The 15,617-nt window shown below is 74.1% G+C and carries 15 protein-coding genes; 8 read left to right on the forward strand and 7 right to left on the reverse strand.

The genetic code is table 11. The features are described from left to right. Positions 1 to 45 precede the first annotated feature (45 nt). The gene (locus EDD39_RS02285) at positions 46 to 738 is read left to right on the forward strand and encodes an RNA polymerase sigma factor (RefSeq protein ID WP_123553128.1); all 693 of its coding nucleotides are present in this window, start codon (positions 46 to 48) and stop codon (positions 736 to 738) included. Here EDD39_RS02285 and EDD39_RS02290 read toward each other — a convergent pair. Continuing rightward, positions 669 to 1,151 carry a GNAT family N-acetyltransferase gene (locus EDD39_RS02290; RefSeq protein ID WP_123553129.1) on the reverse strand — a complete coding sequence of 161 codons (483 nt, stop codon included), beginning with the start codon at positions 1,149 to 1,151 and terminating at the stop codon, positions 669 to 671. The genes EDD39_RS02285 and EDD39_RS02290 overlap by 70 nt on opposite strands. 73 nt (positions 1,152 to 1,224) lie before the next feature. On the opposite strand from EDD39_RS02290, the gene EDD39_RS02295 reads away from it, so the two are divergent. Together EDD39_RS02295 and EDD39_RS02300 are read left to right on the forward strand one after the other, a co-directional pair. After that, positions 1,225 to 1,464 (forward strand): exodeoxyribonuclease VII small subunit, encoded by a 240-nt coding sequence (locus EDD39_RS02295; RefSeq protein WP_123553130.1) that lies wholly within the window; start codon positions 1,225 to 1,227, stop codon positions 1,462 to 1,464. 145 nt (positions 1,465 to 1,609) lie between these two features. After that, positions 1,610 to 2,203 (forward strand): malonic semialdehyde reductase, encoded by a 594-nt coding sequence (locus EDD39_RS02300; RefSeq protein WP_123553131.1) that lies wholly within the window; start codon positions 1,610 to 1,612, stop codon positions 2,201 to 2,203. 119 nt (positions 2,204 to 2,322) lie between these two features. Here the strand turns inward: EDD39_RS02300 and EDD39_RS02305 are convergent, their stop codons facing one another. Next, positions 2,323 to 2,850, reverse strand: coding sequence for a DUF4245 domain-containing protein (locus EDD39_RS02305; RefSeq protein WP_244256572.1), 528 nt, complete (start codon positions 2,848 to 2,850; stop codon positions 2,323 to 2,325). Positions 2,851 to 3,043: 193 nt separating this feature from the next. Between EDD39_RS02305 and glpX the strand changes: the two genes are divergently transcribed. Further along, positions 3,044 to 4,084, forward strand: a complete 1,041-nt coding sequence (gene glpX, locus EDD39_RS02310; protein WP_030917639.1) for a class II fructose-bisphosphatase — start codon at positions 3,044 to 3,046, stop codon at positions 4,082 to 4,084. A gap of 184 nt (positions 4,085 to 4,268) precedes the next feature. On the opposite strand, the gene EDD39_RS02315 is transcribed toward glpX, so the two are convergent. Continuing rightward, positions 4,269 to 4,619, reverse strand: coding sequence for a WhiB family transcriptional regulator (locus tag EDD39_RS02315; protein ID WP_030460549.1), 351 nt, complete (start codon positions 4,617 to 4,619; stop codon positions 4,269 to 4,271). A gap of 243 nt (positions 4,620 to 4,862) precedes the next feature. Continuing rightward, positions 4,863 to 5,591: a DUF1707 SHOCT-like domain-containing protein gene (locus tag EDD39_RS02320; RefSeq protein WP_123553133.1), complete on the reverse strand. Its 729-nt coding sequence runs from the start codon at positions 5,589 to 5,591 to the stop codon at positions 4,863 to 4,865. A 160-nt stretch (positions 5,592 to 5,751) separates the two neighbouring features. Between EDD39_RS02320 and EDD39_RS02325 the strand changes: the two genes are divergently transcribed. Beyond that, on the forward strand, positions 5,752 to 7,413 hold the full coding sequence (locus EDD39_RS02325; protein WP_123553134.1) for a fumarate hydratase: 1,662 nt from the start codon (positions 5,752 to 5,754) through the stop codon (positions 7,411 to 7,413). A gap of 75 nt (positions 7,414 to 7,488) precedes the next feature. Here the strand turns inward: EDD39_RS02325 and EDD39_RS02330 are convergent, their stop codons facing one another. Further along, the gene (locus EDD39_RS02330; protein WP_123553135.1) at positions 7,489 to 7,695 is read right to left on the reverse strand and encodes a hypothetical protein; all 207 of its coding nucleotides are present in this window, start codon (positions 7,693 to 7,695) and stop codon (positions 7,489 to 7,491) included. A 211-nt stretch (positions 7,696 to 7,906) separates the two neighbouring features. Between EDD39_RS02330 and EDD39_RS02335 the strand changes: the two genes are divergently transcribed. The 3 genes from EDD39_RS02335 (at position 7,907) to EDD39_RS02345 (ending at position 13,859) form a co-directional block, all read left to right on the forward strand. Beyond that, a complete protein-coding gene (locus EDD39_RS02335) occupies positions 7,907 to 10,888 on the forward strand; it encodes an AfsR/SARP family transcriptional regulator (RefSeq protein WP_123553136.1) in 2,982 nt (993 codons plus the stop codon). 426 nt (positions 10,889 to 11,314) lie between these two features. After that, positions 11,315 to 12,052 (forward strand): class I SAM-dependent methyltransferase, encoded by a 738-nt coding sequence (locus tag EDD39_RS02340; RefSeq protein ID WP_123553137.1) that lies wholly within the window; start codon positions 11,315 to 11,317, stop codon positions 12,050 to 12,052. 52 nt (positions 12,053 to 12,104) lie between these two features. Beyond that, complete coding sequence (locus EDD39_RS02345) at positions 12,105 to 13,859, forward strand: ATP-binding SpoIIE family protein phosphatase (protein ID WP_123553138.1); 1,755 nt, start codon at positions 12,105 to 12,107, stop codon at positions 13,857 to 13,859. A 50-nt stretch (positions 13,860 to 13,909) separates the two neighbouring features. On the opposite strand, the gene EDD39_RS02350 is transcribed toward EDD39_RS02345, so the two are convergent. Both EDD39_RS02350 and EDD39_RS40535 read right to left on the reverse strand, forming a co-directional pair. After that, positions 13,910 to 14,635 carry an HNH endonuclease gene (locus EDD39_RS02350; protein WP_244256573.1) on the reverse strand — a complete coding sequence of 242 codons (726 nt, stop codon included), beginning with the start codon at positions 14,633 to 14,635 and terminating at the stop codon, positions 13,910 to 13,912. Continuing rightward, the gene (locus EDD39_RS40535; protein WP_279638377.1) at positions 14,632 to 15,609 is read right to left on the reverse strand and encodes an AAA family ATPase; all 978 of its coding nucleotides are present in this window, start codon (positions 15,607 to 15,609) and stop codon (positions 14,632 to 14,634) included. Before EDD39_RS40535 ends, EDD39_RS02350 begins: the two co-directional genes overlap by 4 nt. Positions 15,610 to 15,617 lie beyond the last annotated feature (8 nt).

Consider the following 15,617-nt stretch of genomic DNA (forward strand, 5'->3'; position numbering starts at 1 on the left):
CTAGTGTGACGGCCTTCCCATTTCCGGCATTTCCGGAGGTTTGGCATGGACGTCCCCCCGGCGGAGCGACCGGCGGTGACGCCCGCGCTGATCGAGGCCGCGAAGTCCGGGAACCGCGAGGCCTGGGCGGACATCTACCGCTGCCACCACGGCGCGGTGCTGGCGTTCCTGCTGCGCCGGACCGGGAACCGCCCGCTGGCCGAGGACCTGGCCCAGGACACTTTCGTCCGCGCGATGGCGGGAATCCGCGGTTTCCACTGGACGGGCACGGATCTCGGCGCGTGGGTGTTCACCATCGCCCGCAACGTGCTGCTGGACCACGAGAAACGGCGCTCCACCCGGCGCGAGTCGGCGGTGGCGGTGTTCGCCGACCTGGATTCGGGGGTGCGGGTGGAGGAGGCGGTGATCGCGGCGGCGGAGGCCGAGCGGGTGGGCGTGGCGCTGGCGGTGCTGAACGAGCGTCAGCGGGCGGTGCTGCGGCTGCGCTACTGGGACGGGTTGAGCTCGGTGGAGATCGCGGACCGGATCGGGCTGCGGGTCGGCGCCGTGAAGACCCTGACCTACCGGGCCCGGCTGAACCTGCGCCGCTCGCTGGTCGCGGACGCCCCGCTCCCGGCCCGGCCCGCACCGGCGGGGGCGGACCGGCGGCGGGCGGTCGGGGCGGCGGGTCAGGCGGTGGCCGGCGGGCGTTGGCGGGAGAGCGCGGTGGAGTGCTCCTGGAAGCCGAGGCTGCGGTAGAGCGCCTCGCCGCCCTCGGTGGCGTGCAGGTCGATCCGGGTGGCGCCGGCGGCGTCGAACCAGGCGAGCAGAGCCTCGGTGCAGGCCCGGGCGTGGCCGCGGCCGCGCCGCTCGGGGCGGGTGCAGATGTTGAAGACGAAGCCGAACCGGCCCTCGGGGTGGCCGGGGGCGGGCAGCCGCTGCTCCAGGGTGCCGACGGCGCAGCTGAGCAGCCGTCCGGGGCGCTCCGGGTCGTCGATCACGTAGGCCTGCAACCGCCGTTCCGGGGCGGCGAGTTGGGTGGTCAGCAGGTCGGCGGCGGTGTGCTGCCAGGGGCCGGGGCGGGCCTCCCCCTGCATGGACTCGAACATCAGCGCGCGGAGTTCGACCAGTTCTTCCGCGTCCGCGGGGACGGCCGGGCGTGGGGTGCTCATGCCGGGCAGGGTAGGGCGGGGCGGGGGGCGGGGCGCAACGGGTTTGTCGGGGGCAGCGCCTACCCTGGGCGGCATGGCAGATCAGCAGGGGCAGCGGGAAGCCGGTCCGGAGCAGTCGCTCGGGTACGAGCAGGCGCGGGACGAGCTGCTGGAGGTGGTCCGGCGGCTGGAGACCGGCGGGACGACGCTGGAGGAGTCGCTGGCGCTGTGGGAGCGGGGCGAGCGGCTGGCGAAGGTCTGCCAGCGCTGGCTGGACGGCGCCCGGGCCCGGCTGGACGCGGCGCTGGCCGCCGAGGAGCCCGCCGCCGAGTGACGGCAACGCCCCGAGCCCGGGCGGTTGTGAGGTACGTCACCCCGGCGCCCGGGAATCGTTTAAGTTTCATCGAAGTTGGACCTCAGCGTGCGGCACCCCGCCGCCAGCCGGACCCCCGTCCCCAGCTCTGAGGTAGGACACCGACATGACCCTGGCACTCGACGCCGCCGCCCAGGACCTGCTCTTCCGCGAGGCCCGCACCGCCAACACCTTCTCGGACGAGCCGGTCAGCGACGAGCAGGTCCAGGCGATCTACGACCTGGTGAAGTTCGGCCCGACCGCCTTCAACCAGCAGCCGCTGCGCATCGTCCTGGTCCGCTCCGAGGAGGGCCGCGCCCGCCTCGTCCAGCACATGGCGGACGGCAACAAGGCCAAGACCTCCACCGCCCCGCTGGTCGCCATCCTGGCCGCCGACAACGAGTTCCACGAGGAGCTCCCGTCGCAGCTGCCGCACTTCCCGCAGGCGAAGGACCTCTTCTTCTCCGAGCGCCCGGTCCGCGAGTCCTCCGCCGCGCTGAACGCCGCGCTGCAGGCCGCCTACTTCATCATCGGCGTCCGCGCCGCCGGCCTGGCCGCCGGCCCGATGACCGGCTTCGACGCCGAGGGCCTGAACAAGGAGTTCTTCGGCGACGGCGAGCACACGGTGCTGACCGTGGTCAACATCGGCAAGCCCGGCGAGGAGGCCTGGTTCCCGCGCGGCCCGCGCCTGGAGTACGACCAGGTCGTCACCACCGTCTGACCCGTCCCGCCGACCCGTCCGGGGCCCGGTGACAGCGAAGGCCCCCGCCGTTCCCCGGCGGGGGCCTTCCGCGTGCTCGTCTCCGCTCCTCTGCGGGGCCGGGGCCCCGGCCCGGGGTCTCAGCCCAGGGTCTCGGCGAGCCGGGCGAGTTCCTCGTACGAGGCGGTGCCGGTGAGCACCGTGGTGCCGGTGTCGCCGGCCGGGCGGACCAGCGCCCGGTAGCGGTCGCCCTGCACCCGCTGCCACTCCTGGCCGGCCACCGTGGCGGTGCCGTCCGGCTTGGCGCCCGGCACGTTCTGCGCCACCACGTCCTCGGACCTGCCGTCGCTCTGCTCGATCGCCGCGTACTGGCCGGAGGCGGTGCTCAGGCCCAGGTGCCAGGCGGCGTGGCCCTTGTCGTTCGGGCTGTAGCTCACCGAGGTGGCCTTCCAGCCGTCCGGGAGCTGCTGCGGCCCGAGCAGCGGGTACGGCGCGGCCCGCTTCGCCGACGCCAGTTCGACCTGGTAAGGCACCGCGTGGGCGCCGCCCTTGCCGTCCGCGCTGGGGATCGAGAAGTACGCGACCACCACCACGACGCCGACCGCCGCCATCGACAGGACCATGTCCCGTACCGTCTGACGGCCCCTCTTGCTGCTGTTGCCTGCCACCCGCCCATGGTAGGCGGCGCTTACGCGGACGCCGCGCACCGGTACCGGACGGGGGCGGACGGGGGGCGGGCGAGGAGTGCGCCACAGACACCCGTTCCACCTGCCGATACGATCGCAGCAACCCTCATCGCAGCGCCGGTGCCACTCCGTGTCCCGGTGCTGACTGGCCGTCGCGTACAGAGAGGTAACGACGATGACCACGCAGTACCCGCACCACCTCCCCTCCGCCCTTGAGGTCGCTCCGGAGGCGCCCGACCGCAACCTCGCCCTCGAACTGGTCCGGGTCACCGAGGCCGCCGCGATGGCCGCCGGCCGCTGGGTCGGCCGGGGCGACAAGAACGGCGCCGACGGCGCGGCCGTGAAGGCCATGCGCACCCTCGTCTCCACCGTCTCGATGAACGGCATCGTCGTCATCGGCGAGGGCGAGAAGGACGAGGCCCCGATGCTCTACAACGGCGAACGGGTCGGCGACGGCACCGGCGCCGAGTGCGACGTCGCGGTCGACCCGGTGGACGGCACCACCCTCACCGCCAAGGGCATGAACAACGCCGTCGCCGTCCTCGCGGTCGCCGACCGCGGCACCATGTTCGACCCCAGCGCGGTCTTCTACATGGACAAGCTGGTCTGCGGCCCCGAGGCCGCCGACTACGTCGACATCACCGCCCCGCCCGCGGTCAACATCCGCCGGGTCGCCAAGGCCAAGGGCTCCGCCGTCGAGGACGTCACCGTCGTGGTGCTGGACCGGCCCCGGCACGACGGCCTGGTCCGGGAGATCCGCGAAGCCGGCGCCCGGATCAAGTTCATCTCGGACGGCGACGTGGCCGGCGCGATCATGGCCGCCCGCGAGGAGACCGGCGTCGACCTGCTGATGGGCATCGGCGGCACCCCCGAGGGCATCATCGCCGCCTGCGCGATGAAGTGCATGGGCGGCGTCATCCAGGGCCGGCTGTGGCCCAAGGACGCGGCCGAGCGGCAGAAGGCGCTGGACGCCGGGCACGACCTGGACCGCGTCCTCACCACCGACGACCTGGTCAGCGGCGAGAACGTGTTCTTCGTCGCCACCGGCATCACCGACGGCGAACTGCTGCGCGGCGTCCACTACCGCCAGGAGACCGCCACCACCTCGTCGCTGGTCATGCGCTCCAAGAGCGGGACGATCCGGCGGATCGACTCCACGCACAAGCTGGCGAAGCTGCGGGCGTACAGCGCGATCGACTTCGACCGGGCGAACTGAGAGCCGCCGCGGGCGAAGTCAGGGGCGCGGGGAACTGCGCGCGGCAGGAGTCGCACGTCGGTGCGGTCGTGGGACAGTGCAAGTGGCTGTCCCGCGAGGCGATCCGGCTGTGCGTGCTCGGTCGGCCGCGCAGTTCCCCGCGCCCCTGTCGGTGCGCTTCCTGCTCTCGTACGGTCGCGGGCCCTCAGCCGGCTATGCGGGCCGGGACGCGGATCTCCGTGTCCCGGCGGCGCCGGCGGGTGAGGACGACGCGGCGTTCGGCGGCGGTGAGGCCGCCCCAGACGCCGTAGGGCTCGGGTTGGGCGAGGGCGTGTTCGCGGCATTCGAGCAGGACCGGGCAGCGGGCGCAGACGCGCTTGGCCTGTTCCTCGCGGGCGAGGCGGGCGGCGGTCGGCTCCTTGGAGGGGGCGAAGAACAGCCCGGCCTCGTCGCTGCGGCAGGCGGCCGAGGTGTGCCAGGGGTTGTCGTCCACGTCCGGCTGGGCCGCCGGGCGGCGGGCGGCGGCGGTGGCGCTGGACTCGATCGGATGCAGCACGGTAACTCCTGACCAGGCTCAAGGCTCGGGGACAATCTCGCCTCCTGCCCGACTGCCCCGTGCTCCCTCGCCGTGGCACCGTCGCCGACCCGCGGGGTCACAGCCGTACAGGAACGATGTGCGATTGGAACTACCCCGCCGCCCCGGGATTCATGCACACCGCACGCAATCGACTACACCCTGCACTCGGAGCAACGACGAGTGCCGCCGGGCGAGTTGACGGCCCGACGGCGATCCCGCAGGTCAGCTGTCGAGCTGTCGGCGCACCCATTCCTTGAGCTTCTTGCCGCGCCGCGGCTTGGCCTCGACGCCGCCGAACACCGCGGCGCCCTTGACCCGGACCACGGGCGCGTACGGGTCGGCGGAGGTCTGCTCGCGGACCTCGAAGCCGCCGAACACCCCTGCGCCGCCGCCGTGCAGGCTGACGTTCTCGGGGACCCGGATCTCGACGCCGCCGAACACCGAGACCACCTCGATGACCACCTCGGGGGACTCGAAGACCGCGTCGGTGAGGTCGATCTCGATGCCGCCGAACACGGCGACCGCCTTGAGGTGCGAGCCGACCCGCCAGCGGCCCTTGCGGGCGGCGCCGCCGAACACCGCGACCATGGTGGGGGCCTCGGCCCGGGCCGGGGGCAGCGGGGGCTGCGGGGCGGGGGTCGGGGCGTCCAGCGGGACCTTGGTGAGGTTGTGCCGGATCGGCCCGGGGTGGCTGGGCAGGTCGCGGGTGAGGGGCTCCAACTCGCCGAAGGTGCGCGCGTTGTAGACGGCCTCGATGCGTTCGGCGTGCTCGTCGACGGTGAGCCGGCCCTCGGCGTACGCGTCGCGGAGCAGTTCGGCGACGCGCTCGCGGTCGGCATCGGAGGCGCGCAGCTCGGCGGCCAGGTCGGTGCCGGGGGCCTGGGCGGGCTCGTTCTTCGGCAGCGGGGCGGGCGACTTGCCCCGCGGGTCCTGCTCGGGAGAGTTGTCCACGTCACAAGCCTAGCGAGCCGGCCCGTGAACCGAACGGCGGTTCGACGCAACGGGCGTGACGCCGGTCACGCAGGCGAACCTGGGCGCCGGGGCCGCGGCGGGTGCGCCTAACCTGGAGGGTGCCTCGTCGACGAAGCCGAAAGAACCGAAGGATCTCCCCATGGCCCCAGAGTTCGCCTACCGCGACCTGCTCCCGCTCGGCACGGACTCCACTCCGTACCGCAAGCTCACCTCCGAGGGGGTCTCGACATTCGAGGCCGGCGGTCGCACCTTCCTGCAGGTCGAACCGGAGGCGCTGCGGCTGCTGACCGCCGAGGCGATGCACGACATCTCGCACTACCTGCGCCCGGCGCACCTGGCGCAGCTGCGCCGGATCCTGGACGACCCGGAGGCCAGCCCGAACGACCGGTTCGTGGCGCTGGACCTGCTGAAGAACGTCAACATCTCGGCCGGCGGCATCCTGCCGATGTGCCAGGACACCGGCACCGCGATCGTGATGGGCAAGCGCGGCCAGCACGTGCTGACCTCCGGCGAGGACGAGTCGGCGATCGCCCGCGGCGTGTTCGACGCGTACACCAAGCTGAACCTGCGGTACTCGCAGATGGCGCCGGTGACCATGTGGGACGAGAGGAACACCGGCAACAACCTGCCGGCCCAGATCGAGCTGTACGCCACCGACGGGGACGCCTACAAGTTCCTGTTCATGGCGAAGGGCGGCGGCTCGGCCAACAAGTCGTACCTGTACCAGGAGACCAAGGCGATCCTCAACGAGGCGTCGATGCTCAACTTCCTGGAGCAGAAGATCCGCTCGCTGGGCACCGCGGCCTGCCCGCCGTACCACCTGGCGATCGTGGTCGGCGGCACCAGTGCCGAGTTCGCCCTGAAGACCGCCAAGTACGCCTCCGCGCACTACCTGGACAACCTGCCGACCGGCGGCGACGCGCGGACCGGGCACGGCTTCCGCGACCTGGAGCTGGAGCAGAAGGTCTTCGAGCTGACCCAGAAGATCGGCATCGGCGCGCAGTTCGGCGGCAAGTACTTCTGCCACGACGTGCGCGTCATCCGGCTGCCGCGGCACGGCGCCTCGCTGCCGGTCGCGATGGCGGTGTCCTGCTCGGCGGACCGCCAGGCGCTCGGCAAGATCACCGCCGAGGGCGTGTTCCTGGAGCAGTTGGAGACCGACCCGGCGAAGTACCTGCCGGAGACCACCGACGAGCACCTGAACGACGACGTGGTGCGGATCGACCTGAACCGCCCGATGTCCGAGGTCCGCGCCGAGCTGTCCAAGTACCCGGTGAAGACCCGGCTCTCGCTCACCGGCACGCTGGTGGTGGCCCGCGACATCGCGCACGCCAAGATCAAGGAGCGCCTGGACGCCGGCCAGGGCATGCCGCAGTACCTGAAGGACCACCCGGTGTACTACGCGGGCCCGGCGAAGACCCCCGAGGGCTTCGCGTCCGGCTCGTTCGGCCCGACCACGGCCGGCCGGATGGACTCCTACGTCGACCAGTTCCAGGCGGCGGGCGGCTCGATGGTGATGCTGGCCAAGGGCAACCGCTCCAAGCAGGTCACCAAGGCGTGCAACGAGCACGGCGGTTTCTACCTGGGCTCGATCGGCGGCCCGGCGGCCCGGCTCGCGCAGGACTGCATCAAGAAGGTCGAGGTGCTGGAGTACCCGGAGCTCGGCATGGAGGCGGTCTGGCGGATCGAGGTGGAGGACTTCCCGGCGTTCATCGTGGTGGACGACAAGGGCAACGACTTCTTCGCCGAGGTCACCGACGGCCCGCTGATCACCAGCCTGCGGGTGCGCTCGGCGGAGTGACGCCGGTGGTGCGCTGAAACGGGACGAGCCCCGGCCGGTGAGGGTCGGGGCTCGTTCTGGCGGTGCGGACGCAGGTCACGGGCAGTTGGTGATGGTGCCGAGCGGCTCGAAGACCTCGCCGCCCTCGGGGTCCTTGGCCGGAACGGGCACCTCGACGGGCCGCTCGGCCAGCACCTCGAGGGCGTGCTCGATCGCGTTCGGGTCGGTGGCGGCGGCGGTGTGCTCGACCGGGGCCGGGGTCTGCCCGGTCTCGGGAACAGCGGTGGTGGTCTCGTCGGCCATGGGGCGGGCCGCCTTTCAGCTGAGAGGGTTCGATCGCCCGGACGACTGTCGTGGGGCGCGCGGACAGTATCGTAGGGACCGCTAAATGTCTTATAAACGTCGCACCGCGCATCCGCTTGGTGGACGTTTGCGCGCTTCCTCATAAGCTGACGCCCCCACACGACCGGCGGCAGTGCGGGAAACAGACGGTTCATCGGCCACAGGGGAGGACATGGAGCATCAGGACACGCGCTCCGCCGAGGCGTTGCGGTTCCAAGTGCTCGGCCCTGTCCAGGCGTGGCGCGGTGGCGCGCCGCTGGCGCTCGGATCACCGCAGCAGCAGGCAGTGCTGGTGGCCCTGTTGCTCGGCGAGGGCCGTCCGGTCACCACCGACGACCTGGTGGACGGCATCTGGGGAGACCGTACCCCGCCGCAGGCGGTGGCCGCGCTGCGCACCTACGTCTCCCGGCTGCGTTCGGTGCTGGAGCCCAACCGGGCCGCCCGCACGCCCTCCGAGGTCCTGGTCTCGATGACCGACGGCTACGCGCTGCGGATCCCGGCCGACGCCCTCGACCTGGCCGTCTTCGAGCGGCACGTCGCCGAGGCGGCCGCCGCCCGGGCCGACGGCGGCCTGCGTCCGGCCCACGACACCCTGGTGGCCGCGCTCGACCTGTGGCGCGGCCGTCCGCTGCCCGGCGTGCCCGGGCCGTACGCCGACGCCCAGCGCACCCGGCTGGCCGAGCGGCAGCTCGCGGTGGCCGAGGAGCGCTGCGCGCTGGCCCTGGAGATCGGCCTGCACGCCGACGTGGTGGCCGAGTTGAACTCGCTGTCCGCCGCGTACCCGCTGCGCGAGCGGCTGCGCGAACTGCTGATGCTGGCGCTGTACCGCAGCGGCCGGCAGGCCGAGTCGCTGGGTGTGTACGCGGACACCCGGAAGCTGCTGATCGACGAGCTCGGGGTGGAGCCGGGCGGCGGGCTGTCCACGATGCACGCCCGGATCCTGGCCGGCGACCCGGAGCTGCTGGCACCCTCGGCCGCCCCGCCGAAGGCCGCCGAGGAGTCGCCCGCGTTCGTTCCGCCCGCCCAACTCCCGGCCGACGTCTCGGACTTCAGCGGCCGAAGCAAGATGGTGGGCGAGCTGCGGGACGTGCTGAGGGCGGGTTCCGGCCAAGCCGTCGTGGTGACCTCGCTGGCCGGCATCGGCGGCGTCGGCAAGACCACCCTCGCGGTGCACGTCGCGCACTCGCTGCGGCCGGACTTCCCGGACGGGCAGCTCTACGTGGACCTGCGCGGCGCGGGCGCGTCCCCGGCCGACCCGGCCGTGGTGCTCGGCGACTTCCTGCACGCGCTCGGCAGCTCCGACGCCCCCGACTCGCTGGAGCAGCGCGCCGCGCTGTACCGCTCGCTGCTGGCCGACAAGCGGATGCTGATCCTGCTGGACAACGCCCGCGACGCCGGGCAGTTGCGGCCGCTGATCCCCGGCGTCTCCGGCAACGCGGTGATGGTGACCAGCCGCTCCCGGCTGGCCGAACTGCCCGGCGCGCACCTGGTCGACATCGAGGAGCTGACCCCGGACGAGGCGCTGGCGCTGTTCTCGGCGATCGTCGGCGCCGAGCGGGTCGGCGCCGAACCGGAGGCCGCGCTGCAGGTGGTGACCTCCTGCGGGTTCCTACCGCTGGCGGTCCGGATCGCCGCCGCCCGGCTGGCCAGCCGTCCGCGCTGGAGCGTCTCCGACCTGGCCCGCCGGTTAGCGGACCAGCGCAACCGGCTCCAGGAGCTCCAGCTCGGCAACCTCGCCGTGGAGACCACCCTGGGGCTCGGTTACGCCCAGCTCCGGCCGGAGGAGGCCCGGGCGTTCCGGCTGCTCGCCCTGGTGGACTCCCCCGACCTGCCGCTGTCGGCCGTCGCCGCGCTGCTCGGCACCGCCGAGCAGGAGGCCGAGGACCTGGCGGAGGCCCTGGTCGAGGCCAACATGCTGGAGTGCTTCACCCCCGGCCGCTACCGCTACCACGACCTGCTGCGGCTGTACGCGCAGCGGCAGAACGCCAAGCAGGGGGACGGGGAGCAGCAGCAGGCGGCGCTGCTGCGGCTGCTGGACCTGCTGCACGCCACCATGCAGAACGCCCAGCGGGTGATGGAGCCCGACGACCAACCGGTCGAGCCGCTGCACCGGGCCGAGGCGGCCGGGCCGGCGTTCCCCGACAACGGCACCGCGCGCGACTGGCTGCGCTCGGAGGTCTCCGTGCTGCTGAGCGCCGTCGAGGCGGCCGCGAACGCCCCGCTGGTGCTGCTCCACCCGGCGCTGGACATCCTGCAGAGCCTGGTGTCGGTGGCCGAGGACCCCACCCTGGTGCCCCGGATACTGGCGATGCTCCGGGCCGCCGCGTCGAGTCCCGCCGCGCAGCAGGACCCGCGGGCGCTGGCCTGCGTGTACTCCGTGCTCGGCCAGATCCACCGGATCGGCGGCGAACTCGCCGAGGCCGAGCGGTGGTTCGCGCGCAGCCTGGAGCTGCAGCCCGCCGACCGCTCGACCGTGCTGCGACTGGTCACGACGAACGCGCTGGCGATCGTCCTGTTCATGGCGGGCCGTCCGGGCGAAGCGCTGCCGTTCTACGAGCAGGCGCAGGAGGCGGTCCGGCACTTCGACTCACCGATCAGCGAGGCCCGGCTGCTCGGCAACATGGCCCGCGCCTACGTCGGTCTGGACCGCCACGCCGAGGCGGTGGACGCCGCGCGCGCCGCGGTGGCGGCGGCCCGGGCGTCCGGGAACGTGCCGTGCCTGGCGGACACGCTCTACCAGTTGGGCGTGGTGCTGCGAGCGACCGGTTCCCCCGGCGAGGCCGCGGTGCACCTGCGGGAGGCGCACCAGTTGTACCGGCAGCAGCAGCACCCGATCTGGGAGGGCTACTCGCTGGCCCGGCTGGCGGCCTGCCTGCTCGCCGACGGCCGGTTCGCGGCGGCGGCGGAGGCGGCCGAGGAGTCGCTGTCGATCGCCCAGGAGATCGAGGCCGCGTACTGCCAGGGGATGGCGAACGCGGCGCTGGGCGAGGCGCTCCTGGAGCTGGGGCAGCCCTCGCGCGGGCTGGCGTGTCTCCGGGAGGCGCTCACGGTGTTCACGCGGCTCGGTGTGCCCGAGGCCCAGCCCGTGCAGGACCTCATCGTTTCTCGGCACACCGAGCCTTCCCCTCCCCCTCTTCCCCCGGTCGCGCCGTAGGCTCCCGTTCCCCCCGCGGTACCCCCCTGGTCCCCCCGGCGGAAGCCCGTTCCCCCCGGAGCGTCGGCGTCCCCGCAGCCCCCCGGCTGCGGGAACGCCTTGACGCTTCCCCGGCGCTGAGAAGACTCTGACAGGTGGCGATTGACGTTCGATAAACGTCCGCGGCAAGGGCGTTGACCGGGCGTCGGCGCAGGTCACCGCGGTGGTGCGGGCGCGCCGTGCGGCGTGCGGTGCGGTGGCGCGCTCCGTCGCGGGCCCCGGTGTGCTTCCCCTGGCGGGCGATAAGCGCCCAACGGCACCCGAGTTGGCCGGAAACGGACTCCACGGTGCGGTGATCGCGTTTATTCTCGAAGGCCAGGGTCGGGAGTGGAGTGCGAGCCACGACGGGCAGGGCAGGACGCGCGCGGGAGAGGTGCCCAGATCATCGTGACGGACGAACAGACCGCTGCCGCCGCCGACGCCGACCGGACGTCCGCGGCGGGTGTGCGCCGGGCCGAGCGGGCCCGGCAGGCCGCCGTGTTCGACACGGTCGGGGCCCGCTACCAGGAGGTGTTTCCGGCCAGGGCCGGGCAGTCGGCGTGCGGCGACTGGCTGCTGGCCGAGCTCCCGGCCGGCGCCCGGGTGCTGGACGTGGGCTGCGGGGCCGGTGAGCCGACCGCCCGCCAGCTGGCCGAGGGCGGGCTGCGGGTGACCGGCGTCGACCTGTCGGAGGGCATGCTGGCGCAGGCCCGGGCGGCCGTCCCGGGGGCCGTCTTCCACCGGATGGACGTCCTGGACCTGGGCCTGGAGAGCGCCGGATCCCTGTGGGGCGTACCGGAGTTGGGCCCGGACGGGAACGGTTCGCTGGACGCCGCGACGGCGTTCTTCTCGCTGCTGATGCTGCCCCGGGCCGAGATCGCCGAGACCCTCGGCCGGATCCGCGGGCTGCTGCGTCCGGGCGGCCTGCTGGCGCTGGGCATGGTCGAGGCGGACCTGGACGACGCACCGCTGCCGTTCCTGGAGCAGGAGATCCGGGTCAGCGGCTACCTGCGCGAGGAGCTGTCCGGCCTGCTGGAGCGCGGCGGCTTCGCGGTGGAGGCGGTGGACAGCCAGTCGTACGCGCCCGCCGGGTCGGCGCAGCCGCCGGAGACCCAGCTGTACCTGCGCTGTCGGCGCACCGGCTGACGAGGCGTCGGCTTCCGTCCCCGAGACCACATCTGCACAGATCGGGCAGCCCGTGCGCGACCACCTGGAGCCCCTGGCGGGGCAGCCGCCCGCCGTTCCCGTCCAGCGGCACCCGCCGCCGGGCGGGGACGGGCCGGACGGGGCGGGCCCCGGCGTGCCCGGGCGGCTGGCGGAGCGGCTGGCGGCGCTGGACCGGGCGGCCCGCCGGATCAACAGCTCGCTGGACCTGGGCGCGACGCTGCGCAACCTGGGCCGGGTGCTCGTCCCGGCGCTCGCGGACGCCCTGGTGGTGCTGGTGCGCGACCCGCTGCCGGACGTCGAGCGCGACCCGGGCCCGCCGCGGGCGCTGCGGGTGCGGCACACCTGCGGGACGAGACTGGGCCGCCGGGCCGGGGTGCGCCCGGTGCCGCCCGGCGGCGACCTGGAGCGCGCCCTGGCCCGCCGCGCCCCGGGTGCCCCGACCGTGCTGGACGCCCGCCGGGGCGGGCTGGCCGCCGAGCTGCTGGGGGCCCGGGCGCTGGGCCGGCTGGCGGCGGGAACGGCGCTGCTGGCGCTGCCGCTGCACGGGCGGCAGGCCGCGCTCGGCATGCTGCTGCTGGTGCGCCGCCCGCGTCCGGACGGCGCCCCGGCCTGTTTCGACCCGGCCGACGCGGCGACCGCCGCGCACCTGGCCACCCACGGCGGCCTGGCGGTGGACACCGCGCTGCGCTACACCCGCGAGTGGGAGATCGCCGACGAGCTGCAGCGCTCGATGCTGCCCGCGCACCTGCCGCAGCCGCACGGCGTCCGGCTGGCGCACCGCTACCTGCCGGGCGAGCGGGGCGCGCAGGTCGGCGGTGACTGGTACGACTCGATCCCGCTGCCGGGCAACCGGGTCGCGCTGATCACCGGCGACGTGATGGGCCACTCGCTGACCTCGGCGGCCGTGATGGGCCAGCTGCGGACGTCGGCGCAGACCCTGGCGGGCCTGGACCTGCCGCCGCACGAGGTGCTGTACCACCTCGACGAGCAGGCCCAACGGCTGGGCCGCGAACACCACTTGGCGACCTGCGTGTACGCGGTGTACGACCCGATCGCGGGCCGGGTGCGGATCGCCAACGCCGGGCACGTGCCGCCGGTGCTGATCGGCCCGGACGGCACCAGCGAGCTGCTGGACCTGCCGCCGGGCGCGCCGATCGGCGTCGGCGGGGTGGACTTCTCCTCGGTGGAGCTGCCCGCGCCGCCCGGTTCGGCGCTGCTGCTGTTCACCGACGGCCTGGTGGAGACCCGGCGCCGCCCGCTGGGCACCGGCCTGGAGCTGCTGCGGGCCCGGCTGGCGGGCGGCAACCGGCTCGACCCGGAGCAGCTGTGCCAGGAGGCGCTGCGGATCCTGCCGCCGGGCGACCGGGCGGACGACATCGCGCTGCTGGCGGCGGCGTTCGACGGCATCCCGGCCGAGGACGTGGCGCACTGGCACCTGCAGCCGCGGCACGAGACGCCGGGCCGGGCGCGCCGGCTGGCGGGGCACGCGCTGCGCCGGTGGGGGCTGGAACACCTGGCGGAGAGCTGCGAGTTGATGGTCAGCGAGCTGGTCACCAACGCGATCCAGCACGCCACCCGGCCGGTGACGCTGCGGCTGGTGCGCACCTCGCTGCTGCGCTGCGAGGTCGGCGACGACTCGCCGGCGCTGCCCCGCACCCGCCGGGCCGGGCCGGAGGAGGAGCGCGGGCGGGGCCTGCAGATAGTGGCCCGGTGCGCGGACCGCTGGGGGGCGACCCGGCTGGGGACGGGCAAGGTGGTCTGGTTCGAGCAGCGGCTGACCCGTTAGCCCTCGGACTCCCGTCGGCCTCCGGGCTCCCGTCGGCCGTCGGGCTCCCGTCAGCCTCCGGCCTCCCCCTCGGCGGTGGTGAGTTCGTCGAGGGCGGCGAGCACGTCGGGGCCGAGCACGGCGAGCGCCAGCGGGCGGCTGCGGCGCAGGGCGAGGACGGTGCGCAGCACGTCGGCGTGGTGGATCTCGCGCAGGGCGGCGGCGTACTCGGCGGCCTCGGCGGGCGGGGCGGCCCGCCGGGCCAGCAGCAGGGCCTTGACCACGGCGAACATCATCCGGCGGCCGCGGACGAGTTCGGGCCGCTCGTTGAGGCCGAACACCTCGATGGTGGCCTCGCCGCGGACGGTCAGCGGGTCGTACGCGCCGGAGTCGAGGTAGAGCCGCAGGTGGTCGGCGGGGTCCTCGCGGCAGGGGTCGATCAGCAGGCCGTCGCCGGTGGCGGGGTCGCGCGGGAAGCGGTCGCGCTTGCGGTTGCTGTTGCAGTGCGCGCAGGCCAGCAGGTGGTTCTGCCAGTCGAAGGTGCGCAGCGGGGCCTGGGCGATCGGTTCGAAGTGGTCGATGTCGGTGCCGAGGTTGTCGCCGCAGTACATGCAGCGTTCCAGGCCGGGGGCCATCTGCCGGAGCATCAGCCGCAGTTGGGCCTTGGGGCGGACGGCGCGGCGCCAGGCGGCGCGTCCGGTGGCGGTGGTGGGTCCTTCGGTGCGTATCCGGTCGGTGGCGCGGGCGAGTTCGGCGGCCAGCCGGGGTTGCAGGGACGGCCGCCGGAGCGGGATCACCCGTCCCTGCCGAGCAGCCGGGCGGTGACCTCGTCGACCCGGGCGGTCAGCGAGCTGTTGAGCTTGGCGCCGAGTTCGCGGTACTCGGCGAGTTCGGCGTCGGTGGCCTGCCCGGCGTACATCTTGCGTTCCAGGCGCACCAGCAGCCGGCGTTCGGCCTCGGCGGCGGGCGAGTAGGCGCTGGGCAGGGCGAACAGTTCGGAGAGCGCGGTGTCCTCGCCGCTGCCGTACAGCACCCGCTGGTGCAGTTCCTCGTCGAGCCGGTACGGGGCGCGGTCCTCGTCGGGGCCGGGCAGCCGGATCAGGGCGCCGGGGTCGGCGGCCTGGCAGACGTAGGGGCTGTGGGTGGCGACCAGGAACTGGGTGTGCGGGAAGCGTTCGGTGAGCCAGGGGCCGATCCGCTGCTGCCAGTGCGGGTGCAGGTGCCGGTCGACGTCGTCCAGCAGGACCGGTCCGGGGGCGACGGGGGCGGCGGCGAGTTGGCTGACCAGGCGGGCCAATCGGGCGGTGCCGTCGCCGAGTTCGTCCAGCGGGAGTTCCAGGCCGCCGCGGGCGACGTGCTGCCGCTCCGGGTCGCTGACCCGCCAGCCGGGGGGCAGCACCTCGGCCGCCAGTTCGGCGTCCAGCGGGACGCGGCGGCCCGGGGCGGGCAGTGGGTAGTGGGCGCGCGGGGTGCCCGGCGGGTCGCCGACCCGCCAGCGCGGGGCCGGGTCGGCCTGGACCCAGCCGTCGGCGCCCCAGCGGGCGGCGGGGCCGGTGGGCAGCGCGCCGAGCGCCATGGCGAGCACCCGCAGCAGGGTGGTCTTGCCGCTGCCGTTCGGTCCGGCGAACACCGTCCAGCCGGGGCCCGGCGGGACCGCCAGGTCGACCTCGCGCGCGCCGGTGAAGCACTTCACTCCGGACACCCTGATCCGCGACACGTACACCGGACCACCCCCTCGGAGCGATTCATGCCCACGCCCCGGCCCGCCCATCCCCCCGC

Origin of the sequence: Kitasatospora cineracea (genome assembly GCF_003751605.1) — a bacterium.
Lineage (GTDB): Bacteria > Actinomycetota > Actinomycetes > Streptomycetales > Streptomycetaceae > Kitasatospora > Kitasatospora cineracea.